At 61.2% G+C, this 13,860-nt stretch carries 14 protein-coding genes; 7 read left to right on the top strand and 7 right to left on the bottom strand.

Annotated features, from left to right (window positions below; translation table 11 throughout):
- Positions 1-2: 2 nt before the first annotated feature.
- Genes ACFPN2_RS05215 through ACFPN2_RS05230 form a run of 4 tightly spaced genes read right to left on the bottom strand, consistent with a single transcriptional unit; the run spans position 3 to position 5,021 of the window.
- Complete coding sequence (locus ACFPN2_RS05215) at positions 3-1,121, bottom strand: ABC transporter permease (protein ID WP_380595566.1); 1,119 nt, start codon at positions 1,119-1,121, stop codon at positions 3-5.
- Positions 1,118-2,266, bottom strand: a complete 1,149-nt coding sequence (locus ACFPN2_RS05220; protein WP_380595567.1) for an ABC transporter permease — start codon at positions 2,264-2,266, stop codon at positions 1,118-1,120. Before ACFPN2_RS05220 ends, ACFPN2_RS05215 begins: the two co-directional genes overlap by 4 nt.
- The gene (locus ACFPN2_RS05225) at positions 2,263-4,023 is read right to left on the bottom strand and encodes an ATP-binding cassette domain-containing protein (protein ID WP_380595568.1); all 1,761 of its coding nucleotides are present in this window, start codon (positions 4,021-4,023) and stop codon (positions 2,263-2,265) included. Before ACFPN2_RS05225 ends, ACFPN2_RS05220 begins: the two co-directional genes overlap by 4 nt.
- Positions 4,020-5,021: an HlyD family secretion protein gene (locus ACFPN2_RS05230; RefSeq protein WP_380595569.1), complete on the bottom strand. Its 1,002-nt coding sequence runs from the start codon at positions 5,019-5,021 to the stop codon at positions 4,020-4,022. The genes ACFPN2_RS05225 and ACFPN2_RS05230 overlap by 4 nt, the downstream gene beginning before the upstream one ends.
- Before the next feature lie 166 nt (positions 5,022-5,187).
- On the opposite strand from ACFPN2_RS05230, the gene ACFPN2_RS05235 reads away from it, so the two are divergent.
- From ACFPN2_RS05235 to ACFPN2_RS05255, 5 genes are all read left to right on the top strand, one after another.
- Positions 5,188-5,838 (top strand): TetR/AcrR family transcriptional regulator, encoded by a 651-nt coding sequence (locus ACFPN2_RS05235; protein ID WP_380595570.1) that lies wholly within the window; start codon positions 5,188-5,190, stop codon positions 5,836-5,838.
- Positions 5,839-5,910: 72 nt separating this feature from the next.
- On the top strand, positions 5,911-6,162 hold the full coding sequence (locus tag ACFPN2_RS05240; RefSeq protein ID WP_380595571.1) for a type II toxin-antitoxin system CcdA family antitoxin: 252 nt from the start codon (positions 5,911-5,913) through the stop codon (positions 6,160-6,162).
- Positions 6,162-6,482, top strand: a complete 321-nt coding sequence (locus ACFPN2_RS05245) for a CcdB family protein (RefSeq protein WP_380595572.1) — start codon at positions 6,162-6,164, stop codon at positions 6,480-6,482. Before ACFPN2_RS05240 ends, ACFPN2_RS05245 begins: the two co-directional genes overlap by 1 nt.
- A 132-nt stretch (positions 6,483-6,614) precedes the next feature.
- The gene (locus ACFPN2_RS05250) at positions 6,615-7,031 is read left to right on the top strand and encodes a c-type cytochrome (RefSeq protein WP_380595573.1); all 417 of its coding nucleotides are present in this window, start codon (positions 6,615-6,617) and stop codon (positions 7,029-7,031) included.
- Positions 7,032-7,035: 4 nt separating this feature from the next.
- The gene (locus ACFPN2_RS05255; RefSeq protein ID WP_380595574.1) at positions 7,036-7,452 is read left to right on the top strand and encodes a c-type cytochrome; all 417 of its coding nucleotides are present in this window, start codon (positions 7,036-7,038) and stop codon (positions 7,450-7,452) included.
- On the opposite strand, the gene ACFPN2_RS05260 is transcribed toward ACFPN2_RS05255, so the two are convergent.
- Entirely contained in the window at positions 7,394-8,950 is a 1,557-nt protein-coding gene (locus ACFPN2_RS05260; RefSeq protein WP_380595575.1) for a bifunctional aminoglycoside phosphotransferase/ATP-binding protein, read from the bottom strand. The two genes, ACFPN2_RS05255 and ACFPN2_RS05260, sit on opposite strands and share 59 nt — an antisense overlap.
- Positions 8,951-9,114: 164 nt before the next feature.
- On the opposite strand from ACFPN2_RS05260, the gene ACFPN2_RS05265 reads away from it, so the two are divergent.
- Together ACFPN2_RS05265 and ACFPN2_RS05270 are read left to right on the top strand one after the other, a co-directional pair.
- The gene (locus ACFPN2_RS05265) at positions 9,115-10,047 is read left to right on the top strand and encodes a universal stress protein (protein WP_380595576.1); all 933 of its coding nucleotides are present in this window, start codon (positions 9,115-9,117) and stop codon (positions 10,045-10,047) included.
- A gap of 13 nt (positions 10,048-10,060) precedes the next feature.
- Positions 10,061-10,522, top strand: a complete 462-nt coding sequence (locus ACFPN2_RS05270; RefSeq protein WP_380595577.1) for a universal stress protein — start codon at positions 10,061-10,063, stop codon at positions 10,520-10,522.
- Here the strand turns inward: ACFPN2_RS05270 and ACFPN2_RS05275 are convergent.
- Together ACFPN2_RS05275 and mprF are read right to left on the bottom strand one after the other, a co-directional pair.
- The gene (locus ACFPN2_RS05275) at positions 10,511-11,215 is read right to left on the bottom strand and encodes an AcvB/VirJ family lysyl-phosphatidylglycerol hydrolase (protein WP_380595578.1); all 705 of its coding nucleotides are present in this window, start codon (positions 11,213-11,215) and stop codon (positions 10,511-10,513) included. The two genes, ACFPN2_RS05270 and ACFPN2_RS05275, sit on opposite strands and share 12 nt — an antisense overlap.
- Positions 11,212-13,788: a bifunctional lysylphosphatidylglycerol flippase/synthetase MprF gene (mprF, locus tag ACFPN2_RS05280; protein ID WP_380595579.1), complete on the bottom strand. Its 2,577-nt coding sequence runs from the start codon at positions 13,786-13,788 to the stop codon at positions 11,212-11,214. Before mprF ends, ACFPN2_RS05275 begins: the two co-directional genes overlap by 4 nt.
- Between the last annotated feature and the right edge of the window lie 72 nt (positions 13,789-13,860).

Here is a 13,860-nt window from a genome sequence, read left to right on the forward strand (position 1 = left end):
ACCTACACGAGCCGGTGTCGGAACAACCACGCGGCCATGGGCAGGGTCAGCAGTGCGATGACCACCAGCGGCCACATGTCGTGGTAGAGATAACCGAAGCTCGCTCCTTCGAGATACACACGCCGCACCAGGTCGATCGCATAGCGCAGCGGATTAGCATAGGTCAGGTACTGCATGGCCGGCGGCATGTTGCTGATCGCCGAAGTCAGGCCGGACAGCAGCATCATCGGCATCAGCAGCACGAACGTGTACAGCATGGCCTGTTGCATCGTCTTCGAGAACGCCGACAGCGCGAGCCCGATGCCGACCGCGGCGGTCGTGAACAACAGCAGCCCGGAATACAGCGTGAACAGCGAGCCCTGAAAAGGAATGTGGAACCAGAAACGCGCCACCAGGAAAATGATGGAGGACTGCGTCAGCCCGATGAGAATGGGCGGCACCGCTTTGCCGATCATGATTTCCGTCGGGCGCAGCGGCGTGACCAGCAACTGATCGAACGTGCCTTGTTCGCGCTCGCGTGCGACCGACAGTGCGGAGAGCATCAGCACCTGAAGCATGCTCAGTGCGCCGATCAGGCTGGGAATCATGGCCCAGCGCGTCTCCATGTTCGGGTTGTACCAGGCGCGCGTTTGAATCGTGAGTGCCGGCGTCGGGCCCCCGCGCAATTCGTTCCATTGAGTATTGAAACGATCGACCGCGGCGGTGACATAGGAGGCGGCGACGTTGCCCGTATTCGAATTGCGGCCATCGGCAATGACCTGCACGACGCCGCCCCGTCCCGACACGATGTCCCGTTCGAAATTGGCCGGCACATGAATGACCAGGATCGCGCGCTTCTTGCCGATGGTCTCGCCGATTTGCGATGCATTGGTGAGATTCGCCACGCGCGTGAAGACGCCCGAGCCGTCGACCTGCGCCATGAATTGAGTCGACGCATTGCTTCGGTCCGTGTCGAGCAGTGCATAGGGCACTTCGTTCAAATCGAACGTGGCCGCATAACCGAACAGCAGCGATTGCATGATCACCGGAACCACCAGCACCAGGCGGCTGCGCGGGTCTTTCAGGATGGCGATCAGCTCTTTGCGGATCAGGATGGCAATGCGGTGGAGCGTCGCGTTCATACGAGTTGCTTCCGCGTGTTGATGCGAATCAGGACGAACAGGACGACCGCGGCGACCAGCAGCACGGCGACGTCTTTGATGAGCAGGCCAGGCACATTGCCGGCGAGAAACAACGTCTGCAGTGCTTCGACGTAGTACGTGGGCGGCAGCACCGTGCTAATCGCGCGCACGATGGCAGGCACGCTGCGCAGATCGAAAATGAAACCCGACAACATCAGCGCGGGTAGAAAGCTGGTGATCAAGGCGATCTGCGAGGCGAGAAACTGATTCTTGGTCGCGGCGGAGATCAGCAGCCCCAGGCTCAGCGACACGAGCAGATAGAGCATCGAGATCAGCACGATCAGTAGCAGCGAGCCGCGAATGGGCACGAAGAACAGGAACTTCCCCGCCAGCAGGCACATCGTGAGACCGCACAGGCCGACGCCGAAGTAGGGGATGAGCTTGGAGGCGATCAGCTCGCCAGTATTGATCGGCGTGACGAACAACGATTCCAGTGTGCCGCGCTCCCACTCTCGCGCCATCACCAGCGACGTGAGCAGTGCGCCGTTCAACGTCATGATGAGGACGATGAGCCCGGGGACCAGAAAGTGCGTGCTGGTGTTCGCCTCGTTGAACCACAACCGTGTTTCCAGCCGCACGGCCGGCGCGGGCATCGCGCCACCTTCACCCGCGGTCGCGCGCTTGATGCTCCACTGTCCGATCGCCCCTTGCGCGAAACCTTCGAGCACGCGTGCGCGATTGGCATCCACGCCGTTGACGAGCACTTGAATGGTGGCGTTGCCCGCCGCCAGGCGCCGCGAGAAATCGGTTTGCAGGTAGACGATCGCCTCTATCTTGCCCGCGCGCATCAAACGTTGCGCCTCGCTCATGGAGTGCAGCTCGGTCACGGTGAAGTAGGGCGACAGATAAAAACCTGCGACGACGTCGCGGGCGGTGGGCGAGGTGTCCTGCGACACGATGCCGACCGGCGCATTTCTCACATCGAACGACAGGCCGTAGCCGAAGATCAAAATCAGCACGACGGGCAGGAACAGGCCGACCATCAGATTGCTCTTATCGCGAAGCAATTGACGCGTCTCTTTCGCCGTGAGCGCACGTAGCCGGCGCCAGGAGAGTCGCTGCGTGTGAGCTGGGCGGTCGCTCATGCGGCGTGCTCCTGACGTTGCGCTCGTTCGCGCGCGTGTTCGACGATACCGATGAAGGCTTCTTCCATGGATCGCGCCGGTCGCTCGGCTTCGCCCGCTTGCTGGCGAACTTCTTCTGGCGTGCCGATGGCCAGCATCGTGCCAGCGTCCTGGATCATGATTCGATCGCAGTACTCGGCCTCTTCCATGAAGTGGGTCGTGACCACGATGGTCGTGCCGTGATCGGCGAGCGAACCGATGCGTCGCCAGAACTCGCGCCGTGCCAGCGGGTCGGCGCCGCTCGTTGGCTCGTCGAGAAAAACGATGGCTGGCTCGTGCAACAGCGCGGCGGCCATCGCCAGGCGTCGTTGAAACCCGCCGGGCAATGAGCCGGCCGTGGAGGTCGCGCGTTGCTTGAGCTCGAAGTTCTCCATGGCCCATTCGATGCGCTGTTCGGCCCGGGAATTGCGCAAGCCATAGGCGCCGGCGAAGAATTGCAGATTCTCGAGCACACTGATGTCGCCGTAGAGCGAGAATTTCTGCGCCACATAGCCAATGTTCTGTCGAGCCTCGGCGCGTGCGCGTCGCAGGTCGGCGCCGGCGACTCGTAATGTTCCGGACGTCGCGGGCAGCAGGCCGCACAGCATTCGAAACGTCGTGGTCTTGCCGGCGCCGTTCGGGCCGAGCAAGCCGAACACTTCTCCTCGCTTCACTTCGAAGCTGGTGCGGTTCACCGCGGTGAAGTCGCCGAACTTGCGGACCAGATCGTGCACTTCGATCACGACGTCGTGAGCCTGTTCTTCCTTCTTGACGAGCTCGAGCGCGGCGTTCGCGGCGGGCCGCGCGTGCATTTCCTGCCGCAGCAACATCATCAGGCTGTCTTCGAGATTTGGAGGTGTCGCTTCGAGCGTTGCGTCCTTGAGCGACAACGGCTCGCGCTCGCGCAGGACTGCGCGCACTTGGCCGCCTTGAGGTACCGCGTCGATGACATCGGGGCGGTCGATGAGCTCTGCCTGCAGCTTTCGCGCGGGTTCTTGCCGCTGTGAGAGTACGAAGAAGGAATGACCGTTCGCGCGCGATCTCAGCTCGTTCGGTGGGCCGCTCGCCAGCACCTTGCCCTCATGGAGCACGACCACATGCGCGCAACGTTCGGCTTCATCCATGTAGGATGTGCTGACGAGTACGGACAAACCTTCGTTCTCGACGAGCCCGCTGACGATGTCCCACAGCTCGCGTCGAGATAACGGGTCGACGCCGACAGTGGGCTCATCGAGCAATAACAATTCCGGCGAACGCACCAGTGTGCAGGCGAGGCCGAGCTTTTGTTTCATGCCGCCGGAAAGTTTGCCTGCGAGCCGATCGAGAAACGGCGCGAGGGCGGTCATTTCCATGAGTCGCGGATAGCGTTCGGCGCGCTGTTCTTTGCTCACGCCATGCAGGTCCGCATACAGATCCAGATTTTCCTGGACGCTCAGATCCTCGTACAGGCCGAAGCGCTGGGGCATGTAACTGATGCGATCTTGAATCGCCTGCGGTTGCTTGGCCGCATCGAGACCGATGACCGTGAGTGTGCCCTCGTCAGGCTTCATGAGACCCGCTGTCAGTCGCAGCAGAGTCGTCTTGCCTGCGCCATCCGGGCCGACCAGCGCCGTCAACGTGCCGTGCCGCGCACCGAAGGAAACGTTGTCGAGCGCGGTGATCGGATCGTTCTTTTGGCGCAAGAATCGTTTGGTGATCGCCTCACCTTGAACGATGAGGTCGCCAGCGCCGGCGTTCATTTTGCAGTCTCGGGCGTGATCGTCACGGTCGCCGGCATGCCGAGGCGTAACCGGTCTTGCGGATCGTCGACGAACACACGGACTTCATAGACCAGGCTGGTGCGCAGTTCCTCGGTTTGAACGGTCTTCGGCGTGAACTCCGCCGTCGAGGAAATGAAGCCGACCTTGCCGGTCAGCGGATCGTTCGGCGCGCTGTCCATCGTGACGCGCGCCGGCGCACCCAGTGCCACGCGGCTCAATTCCATTTCGGAAAGATACGCTCGGATCCACTTCGGCGTGGTAATTGCCAGTGCGAACACTGGTCGCTGCGGAGTCGCAAGCTCGCCTGGCTCCATGAGGCGATTGCGAATCACGCCGTCCGTGGGCGCAACGAGATCTGCATCTGCCAGCTGTCGTTTGAGCAGCGCCAGATCGGCTTCGGCAGCATCGAGTTGCGCTTTCGCTTGATCGATTTCTTCCACGCGCGGGCCGGCGAGGGTCAGATCGAGTGCCTTACGCTGGCTCTCGGCTTGTGCTTCGCTCATTCGCGCCGCTGCGACGGCCGCTTCGAGATCTTGCGGACTGATGGCGCGACCTTTCGATTCATCGTTGATACTTCGCAGCCGTTGCAACTGGCTCGTTGCATTCACTGCCTCGGCTTGCGCCGCCGCTAGCGCTGCACGCGCTTGAGCTTTTTCTTCGGGCCGCGCGCCATTCTGAAGTTTACGCAGAGCCTCGCGCTGAGCGGCGACGCGCGCTTCCGCCTGCGCTACGCGAGGGAGGAGGCGACCCTTATCGAGTCGTGCCAGCACTTGGCCAGCCTTCACGGCCGTGCCTTCTTCGACTAGCACTTCGGCGATGCGCTCGCTGTCGTTGAAAGGCAGCTCGACCTGTCGCAGATCGACGTTGCCTTGTAAGACGATCTGCGAGCTGTCGTCGCCGCGATGGAACAGCCAGTAGCCCAGCAGAGCGAGCACCAATAGTGCGACTACGACGATTGGGATGATTCTTTTCGGCACGGGATCCGTCCGAGGGCAGGGTTGCAATCGGTCGCCAGTCTATTCAAAATCAAATTTGAATTTCAACTTTATTTGTTCGAGTCGCCGAATGCCTCGTCCCCGCAAGACCGACACCTCCTCCGCGAAGCCACGGCAGGTAGCGAAGCGCCCGCCATCGCGGGCGGCAATGCGCGAAAATGGGGCGCAGACGAAGCAACAATTGCTCGAGGTCGCGGGCCGCGTGTTTGCTGAACACGGCTACGAGCGGGCGACCAGTAAGGAGATTTGCGAGCTGGCGAATGCGAATATCGCAGCCGTCAATTATCACTTTGGCGGCAAGGACGGTTTGTATGCATCCGTGTTAGAGGAAGCGCACGCGCGCCTGATCAGCATAGACATCGTCGCCGAGATCACTCAGAGCGACGCGAGCGGGGCGGACAAGCTGCGATTACTGTTACGAAAGATCGTTGGCGAAGTCGCTCGGCGCGATTCAGGTGCATGGGAGTTACGCGTGCTCAGTCGTGAGCTCATGGCGCCTTCGTCACTCATGGACGGCATGATGAAGAACCAAGTCATGCCGAAAGCGAAAATGGTGACCGGGTTGATCGGCGAAATCCTGGGCGTCCCGCCTACCCATCCGGCCGTAAGCCGCTCCACCGTGAGCATCGTCGGCCCTTGCATGTTTCTACTGGTCGCGAATCCCGACTGGCAAAAGAAAATATTCCCCACGTTACTCACCGATACCGACGCGCTGGTCGATCACATGGTCACCTTCGCCCTCGCCGGCCTGCGGTCAGTGGCGGCCAGCTTGCGGCCGTCGGGGCGCTCGGCTCGATGATCGCTGGGCCGGGGATTGCTTTCCGGGTGTCATGCGCATACTATGCGCATGATGATGTTAGAGACACTCCGAATGCGGCCCGCGTATAACCTCAAGGCACCGAAGCGACCGGTGAACCTGTCGCTGAACGAGGATTTGATCGCCAAGGTCCGCGAAGTGACGAACAACCTTTCCGAGGTGGTCGAGTCGTTGCTTGCTGACTTTGTGGCCAAGGAGAAGGTTCGAAGGGACGCTCATGCCAAGGCGTGCAAGGACGCGGTCAATGACTGGAATGCCTTTGGCGAAAAGCACGGCTCGTTTGCCGACGAGCATTCGACTCTGTAATGGCGCAGTTCGACGTCCATCGCAATCGAGGCACGAATCGCGACACGATTCCCTACGTGGTCGTGGTGCAATCGGCCCTCTTCGATGGATACAAGCGTCGCGTCGTCGTGCCGCTGGTGAAGAAATCGCAGCTCGATAAGATTGCTCTGCCGCGTTTCAATCCGACGTTCAACATCGAAGGTACGGCCGTCGTTTTGCATCCGCTGGAACTTGTTTCCGTTGCCACGGACAAGCTGGGAAAAGTTGTGCATTCCCTGGCAGAGGAAAGTCAGCAGATCATCGATGCCCTCGATGAGCTGATCACGCGTGCCCATGGTTGAGCTCGCGTGACCGATCACTCCGGCGGCTAGCCGCTGCCACGTAGCCTTTACGGCCATCCCCGCATAGTTGAGCTTGGCGCGGCGGAGAACACTTGATTCGCTGAAGCGTATCAACGGTTCTCGGAGCCGAGCATGAAGTTCTGCTTGATTCCTGCCTTGGTCTTGCCCCTGGTTCTCGCAGCCTGCGCGGCGCAGCCGACGCAGCGAGAGGTGACGAGCATGTCGGGGCTGGAGATGTATCAATCGTCCTGCGCCAGTTGCCATGGCGTGGGCGGCGAGGGCGATGGGCCGGTGGCGCCGCTGGTAAAGATCCATGTGGCTGACCTTACGCGAATCGCGCATCGGCACGGTGGCGAGTTCCCAGCGGAAGATGTGCATCGGACCATCGACGGACGCTTCGAGCATCCGGCGCATGGGCCGCGGGACATGCCGGTCTGGGGCTGGCAGTTCTATCGAAGTGAGACGATGAACGATCCGGCGGAGCGCGCCCGCGTGGACGCACTGATCGATCGCTTGGTCGAGTATTTACGCACGATCCAGAAGAGTTAGAACGATGCGTACCGCGTCACTCGTCTGCACGGTGGCTCTGCTGAGTTGGAATGCGACAGCGGGTGCTGCCGACTATGTCGCTATGTCAGGGCAAGAACTCTACGGCCGCTTCTGCGCCAGCTGTCACGGCCTGACGGGTCGGGGCGATGGGCCCGTGGCCGGTTCGTTCAAAGTGGAAGTGCCCGATCTGACGCTCATCGCACGGCGGGCCCAAGGATCGTACCCGCGCGATCGGATCGAAAAGATCATCGATGGCCGTTTCATCGTAGGCGCGCACGGGAGTCGCACGATGCCCGTGTGGGGCGAGGACCTGAGTCGGCTGGAACTCGGCAACCCCGATGCGGAGCGTGCCACGCGCGTGATTATTGGACGGTTGGCCGATTACGTTTGGCTGTTACAGAAGCCGGCTGCAAAGAACTGACCACCTTCCCGACGGGATCGGTATCGCGAGTATCGACTTCAACAATGCGGTGATGCTCTGACTTGAGCGGCTTGAAGTCACGCAGCTGCGCGTTGACGACCGACTGATCGGCTTCAGAAGGATCATTGCCGCGCTTTGCCCGGGTCGCCACCCGATTCAGCAGAGTCGCCGGATCGGCATGGCATGAAATGAAAACACACGTCACGTTCATGCGATCCGCCAGCGAGGTGAACAGCTCGCGGTCAGCGGCATCGAGAAAGGCGGCGTCGACGATGACGTTGAAGCCAGCTTGCAGGCAGCGCTCGGCGCACTCCATGAGCCTGGCATAAACCCGGTGACTCATTTCCGGCGCATAGTTGCCCTGTTTGAAGCCGGCCGCCGACGCGGATGCGCCGAGCAGTCGCTGTCGTTCGAGATCCGATCGGATGCGCAGCGCGTGCAGTGGCGCCACCAATTGTTCGCTCAGCCAGGATTTGCCGGAGCCGGACAGGCCGTGCATCAACAGGAGCGTCGGTTGAGGACGTTGGGTCAATTCAACAGCCGTCCGCACCCGTCGTTGCATTCGTTTCGTGTCGGCAGCAATCGCATCGACCTTCGCTCGAACCAACGCTCGGTACACCGCATAGAACGGCAACAAGCGAACACCCGCATAGTCACCAGTGATCTCGAGATACCGGCTCAACAGCGCGGCAGCGAGATCTTCACGGTCTCGGCTGTATAGATCCATGATCAGAAAGGCGATGTCGTTCATGACATCGATACAGCGCAGCTGCGCGTCGAAGTCGATGCAGTCGAACGGCACCAGCCGGCCATCGAATCGAACGACATTTGCCGCGTGCAGATCGCCGTGGCAATCGCGGATCCGATGTTCCTGTGCTCGTTCTTCGAAGGCCGCCTGGTGCGCTTCGATCTCGGCACGCGTCCAGTCCCACAATCGTCGAAGTTCAGGAATATCCTGCTGGCGCTCGGTGTACTCCAGCAGTTGCTCCAGATTGCCAAGCACCGTGTCGTACATGCGCTGCGTGGCTTCCGGCGCATACAAGTCGGAGATCGCCTCAGTCCTCAGGTGGAAGTCGGCGAGCATTTCGCCGAGGCGCAGTATCTCTGGCAACGAGACATCGCCCCGGTCAAGGAGCGCCGGCAATTCCTCGTCAGGGTCAAACTGTTTCAAACAAACCGCATACTCAATCGCGGGGCCGTCGCCACCCATATGAGCCCGACCGCCCTGACGCGTGATCGGAACGACGTCGAGGTACAGCTCCGGCGCCAGCCGGCGATTCAGGCGCAACTCCTCGTAGCAGTAATGCCGCCGGCGTTCGAGCGTGGAGGTATCGATGAAGTCGAGCTTCACCGGTTTCTTGATCTTGTACGCGAACGGCCCAGTGAGAATGACCCAGGAAATATGGGTTTCCACGAGCCGAGGATGGGTGACGTCATGCTCGAAGGCCGCGAGCTGCAGCAGCTCCTCGATGCGCAACGGCGTGCCAGTGTCGCTCATAGGGAATGTTCAGCCGGCATGAGCGTAGTCTCCTCGTAAGCGGGCGAAGCCATCACCCTGGAGTTGTGCGGGCGGGTTAGGGGGATTCACCGGTACCCGGGCTGGCGTGTGTGGGATGAAACTGTCATGAGCGGATGAATTGCACCATCCAGCAAGGCGGGATCATGACTCCGATCCAAAACATTCTGGCGATCGTCGATCCGACCGCCAAACAGCGCTCCGCGGTTGCCAAGGGGGCGCTGCTCGCCAAGAAACTGTCGGCGCGGCTCGATCTGTTCATCTGCGACACGCAGGCAGCACGAAATACACGCTTCGCGCAGCACATGAAGGAGTCGCCGCAGAAACCGCTGCAACAGCTCGGCCCATGGCTCGAGTCTATCGCGGCTCCGCTACGAGACCAGGGCCTCGAGGTAACAACGGAAATCCTGTCCGCAGATCCACTGCACACCGCATTGCTAGATCGAGTCAAACATACCTGCGCGGGCCTGGTGATCAAGGACACGCATCATCACACGATTGCGCAGCGGTCGTTCCTGACGAATACAGACTGGGAGTTGATTCGAGGCTGCCCGGTGCCGTTGTTGCTCGTAAAGCCGACACCTTGGTCGGCAAGTCACCGCATCGGCGCGGCGCTCGATCCAGGTCACCTGGATGACAAGCCGAGACTGCTCGATCGCTGCATCCTGGACGAGGCGACCCGACTCAAGGAGGCACTTGCCGGCGAGCTGCATGCCATTCACACCTACATTCCGGCGTCGATGATTGCATCGGCGGTCGCGGTGCCAGCCTTGGTGATAGACGTACCGCCGGAGACATTGGAAGAGGAGCGCAGAGCCAAGCTCAATGATCTGACCGCGCTCACGTCGGACTACTCGCTGCCGGCGGGCAACGTTCATCTGGAAGTCGGCGGCGTGACCGAAGCGCTGTGTCGTGTCGCAAGCGAATATGAGATCGACATCATGGCCATGGGCGCGATCTCGCGCCGAGGCTGGAAGCGAATGTTGATCGGCAGCACCGCGGAGCTGGTGCTGGAACAATTGCCCTGTGACATGTTGGTCGTGAAGAGCCCGAACTTCGCGGAGTTGCTGGTCCTCTGATAGGTGAACTGTCGTGTACAAGAACATTCTCGTTGCCGTCGACGGAAGCGCGACCTCGCTGCGCGGCTTGCATGAAGCAATCCGGCTGGCGAAAGCGACTGGCGCGCGGTTATTGCTCCTGCATGTGTTGAACACGCTGATCCTGGAGACCGAGATCGCGTCCACCGCGTACTACCAGGCATTGGCGGATGAAATTCGCAGCTCGGGCTCGAAGATCCTCGAGCACGCCGCCATGGTGGCTCGCGATGCCGGTGTGCCGTTCGAGTCGAAGATGATTGAGAAGATCGGCGCGCATGCATGGAAAGAGATTGTCGCGCAGGCCAGTGAATCGGGCGTCGAACTCATCGTCCTTGGAACTCACGGCCGCCGAGGGTTGAAACGTCTGATCCTGGGCAGCGATGCCGAGCTCGTGCTACGTCACGCGCCGGTGCCGGTCTTGATGGTGCGAGATCAGCTGGCCGCCTCAGCAGCGTGACGCCGCGATGATCCGCTCGGCGATCTCGCTGTATTGGCCGCCGAGATGATGGCCGTTACCGATCTGCTCGACCCGCGCCTCGGTTCGGGACAAGCTTGGGCACAGCGAATCGTGCTCGTCCGCGCCGTAAAGGCAGAGCAACTGGGAAGGTGTCAGCTTCGCGAGCTCGGGAGCGACGGGCTTGCCCTCGGGTTTGGCGCCCGGCAACCATTGCTTCACATGGACCTCGAAGACCGCGGTGTCGCTCAGGCCGATCAGCGCGACGGAACAGACGTGCTCATGTAAATCCGCTGGCAATCTGTTGACGATGAAGGGCATGACGTCAGCGCCAAGGGAGTAGCCGATGAGCACGACGCGTCCGCGCGACCATTGCTCCATGTAATGTTTCATGGTCCGCGCGACATCGCGTGCGGTTTCTTCCGGTGTGCGCGATTTCCAGAAGTAATGAAGAGAGTCGAAGCCAACGACCGGAATGCCGTTGGCGGCCAACTCGGAGCTGAGCGCGCGGTCGATGCGTGCCCAGCCGCCATCGCCGGTAATCAGAAGGGCGAGCGGCGTCGAGTCCGATGGCTTGGACTTGCCGGCAGGAACTTCGATCAACGATAGATCGGCGAGTTCCGAAGGTGCCGCGTCGACGAGGCTCGTCCATGCGAACAGAGCAAGCCATAGCAATCGTTGCCACTGCGCACTCATTTCTTCACCAGTTCCTTCAGGCCGCCAGCGATCAGAGTGGAGATATCCGCCAGTACGCTCGGCAGCACCAGGATTCCCGGCGGTGCTGCGAGGTATCGGGCGATCCAGACAGGTGCGAATTTCGCCTTGTAGCTTCTCAGACCCTCGAAGTTATAGAAATGCTCACCATGTCGGAATACGAAGCTGCCGATACGATTCCAGGCGGGCGTGAACGAAGGCTGGTCTAGCCCGGCGAGCGGCGCCATACCGAGATTGAACCATCGATAGCCTTGGGCTCGTCCCCATAGCATCAGCTCGGCGAACAGAAAATCCATGACGCCGCGAGGCGCGCCCGGACCGAATCGCATCAGGTCGACGGACAGCTCGGCTCGACTGCGAGTGGTCCATAGATTGGCGAAAGCCGTTGGAATGCCGTCGCGGCGGACCACAGCGACAGGAAACTGCAGAATGTATTGTTCGTTGAATGTGCCGATGGAGAAGCCCTTCTCGGCGGCATTCTTCTCTTGCAGCCACGCGTCGGAAATCGCGCGCAGCTCGGGCAGCAGCGCTGGCACCGCTTCGACGGGTAGAACTTCGAAAGTCGCGTCGTCGCGTGCGGCGTGCGCGTGCGATTGGCGAATGTCGCGATGTTCTCTACCGTCGAGACTGAATTCCGACAACGACACGCGCGCTTCTTCGCCGATCTTCACCGGCGACAGGCCGCAGTCAATGTAGAGCGGGAGATGATCGGGACCGGTCTGATAGAACACGGTCCAGCCGCCATATCTGTTCGCGAGCTCGGCAAATCGCCAGACCAGTTCCTCGTAGCGTTGCGGATCGCCGACCGGATCGCCAAGCGCCACCCAACTGCGCCGGGCGACTTGATGCATGATGAACGCATCGTCGTTCGGCGCGAACAGCAGGCGCTTGTCTGCAAAGAGCGCGGCATTGGCCAGCGTTTCATCGGAGCGATCGATGATGGCCCGTGCACGTTCCAATTCTTTGGCGCTCGGCGATACAGGCGGTGGACGAGCGGGGCGCAACAGGTTCATTGTAAAGAACGTCGCCGCAGCCAGTGCCGTCAGCAACAATGCCCGCAGTGCGCGTGGAGCGTCGGCCGAGAACGCGAACGTCCACCACAGCTCGTTGGAATATTGGACGTGTCGGTGCGCGAAATAACTGACCCAGGCGACCGCGCCGAGCACGGCGACGATGCCGATGATCCACATCGGCGTGAAGCGTTCTTCCATGATCGACGCGGGGCGATGGAAGGCATCGCGCCCGAGCCAGAGGACGACGAGCGCGATTGCGAGAATGGCAGCCTCTTCGTAGTCGAGTCCTTTCAGCAACGACACCACGATGCCAGCGACCAGCAGCGTGACCGCCACTCGATACGCTTCGCGGACGCGACGATACAGCGCTCGTGCGAGCACCAGCAGGCCTAGGCCACTGATGCTGCCGATGAGATGTGACATCTCCAGCACCGGCAAAGGCAGCAGATTTCGCAAGAGTGCCAGGCGCGAGGCCGTGGCTGGCGTCGCTCCGGAGATCAGCAGGACGATACCGGCGAGCAGCACGAGCGTGCCGGCGATCTGCGGCGACACTTGGGCTACGTAAGCCGTAACGAGCGAGCTGACCCGTTCGACACGATGTCGATAGTCATATAACTCCACCACCGCGAACAGCGCTCCGGCGACAATGAGCGGTGCCACATAGTAGATGGCTCGATAGGCGAGCAGCGCACCGAGCAATTCGTTGCGTGGCACGTCGGGCACCGCCAGCATCACGACCGACTCGAACACACCGAGGCCGCCCGGCACATGACTGATGATTCCCGCCGTGACGGCGAGCGCGAACACGCCGATAAAGCCAGGTAATCCGATATGCGCGTCCGATGGCAGCAATAACCACAGCACCGTGCAATCCATTGACAGCTCGAGCGTAGCGAGCACGACTTGCAACGGCGCGAGCACCGGGCCGGGCGGTCGCAGCGACCAGCCGCGAAATCCGATCCCGTGACTGGCCACGCTACTCCAGCCGACGTACGCGGCGATCGCACCGGCCAACAGCAGGCCGCAGATCCAGGTCCACGGCCCAAGCAAATGAAACATTGCGACGCTTCGGTCATGCGCAAACAGCAGCGACAGCGCGGTCAGAGTGCCGAGCCCGAGTGCGGTCGTCAGGCTGCAAAATCCTTGCAGCGTCACCACCTCAGTGCCAGTGAGACCTTGAGGCGTGTACAGGCGCAAGCGCATCGCCGTGCCGGTCAGTGCGCTGGCCCCGGCATTGTTTGCGATGGCGTAGGCGATGAATGAACTGAGCGCAACGCGCCGGTACGGCAGCCGCTTTCCCAAGTAGTGCAGACCGGTGAAGTCGAACATGCCGAGCAGCGCATAACTAACGACCGTGCAGATCGCGGCGGCAATGAGATGCGAGGCCGGGATCTCGCGCAGATAGGCCAGCATCTCGTGCAGATGGAAATGCTCTAGCTCTCGATGCACGACCAGGAGCACGACGCACAGAAGGAGCACGGTCAGTGCCGGCGCGATCCAGGAAGGCCACGTGGCTGGCAGTCGGGCGGTGATTGCGGTCATGAAGGGCCCACTGTGACTCTGTCCGGCGATGCGTCGCAGCGCTTTGGGGATGGCGGATCCGCTTACAGAATA

The sequence above is a fragment of the Steroidobacter flavus genome (assembly GCF_042651805.1).
Lineage (GTDB): Bacteria > Pseudomonadota > Gammaproteobacteria > Steroidobacterales > Steroidobacteraceae > Steroidobacter > Steroidobacter flavus.

Coding starts and splice junctions, on each gene's coding strand:
- ACFPN2_RS05260 (WP_380595575.1), bottom strand. CDS start 8,950: ATGAGCGACACTGGCACGCCGTTGCGCATCGAGGAGCTGCTGCAGCTC.
- ACFPN2_RS05240 (WP_380595571.1), top strand. CDS start 5,911: ATGCGGCCCGCGTATAACCTCAAGGCACCGAAGCGACCGGTGAACCTG.
- ACFPN2_RS05275 (WP_380595578.1), bottom strand. CDS start 11,215: ATGAGTGCGCAGTGGCAACGATTGCTATGGCTTGCTCTGTTCGCATGG.
- mprF (WP_380595579.1), bottom strand. CDS start 13,788: ATGACCGCAATCACCGCCCGACTGCCAGCCACGTGGCCTTCCTGGATC.
- ACFPN2_RS05225 (WP_380595568.1), bottom strand. CDS start 4,023: ATGAACGCCGGCGCTGGCGACCTCATCGTTCAAGGTGAGGCGATCACC.
- ACFPN2_RS05265 (WP_380595576.1), top strand. CDS start 9,115: ATGACTCCGATCCAAAACATTCTGGCGATCGTCGATCCGACCGCCAAA.
- ACFPN2_RS05235 (WP_380595570.1), top strand. CDS start 5,188: ATGCGCGAAAATGGGGCGCAGACGAAGCAACAATTGCTCGAGGTCGCG.
- ACFPN2_RS05215 (WP_380595566.1), bottom strand. CDS start 1,121: ATGAACGCGACGCTCCACCGCATTGCCATCCTGATCCGCAAAGAGCTG.
- ACFPN2_RS05250 (WP_380595573.1), top strand. CDS start 6,615: ATGAAGTTCTGCTTGATTCCTGCCTTGGTCTTGCCCCTGGTTCTCGCA.
- ACFPN2_RS05255 (WP_380595574.1), top strand. CDS start 7,036: ATGCGTACCGCGTCACTCGTCTGCACGGTGGCTCTGCTGAGTTGGAAT.
- ACFPN2_RS05245 (WP_380595572.1), top strand. CDS start 6,162: ATGGCGCAGTTCGACGTCCATCGCAATCGAGGCACGAATCGCGACACG.
- ACFPN2_RS05220 (WP_380595567.1), bottom strand. CDS start 2,266: ATGAGCGACCGCCCAGCTCACACGCAGCGACTCTCCTGGCGCCGGCTA.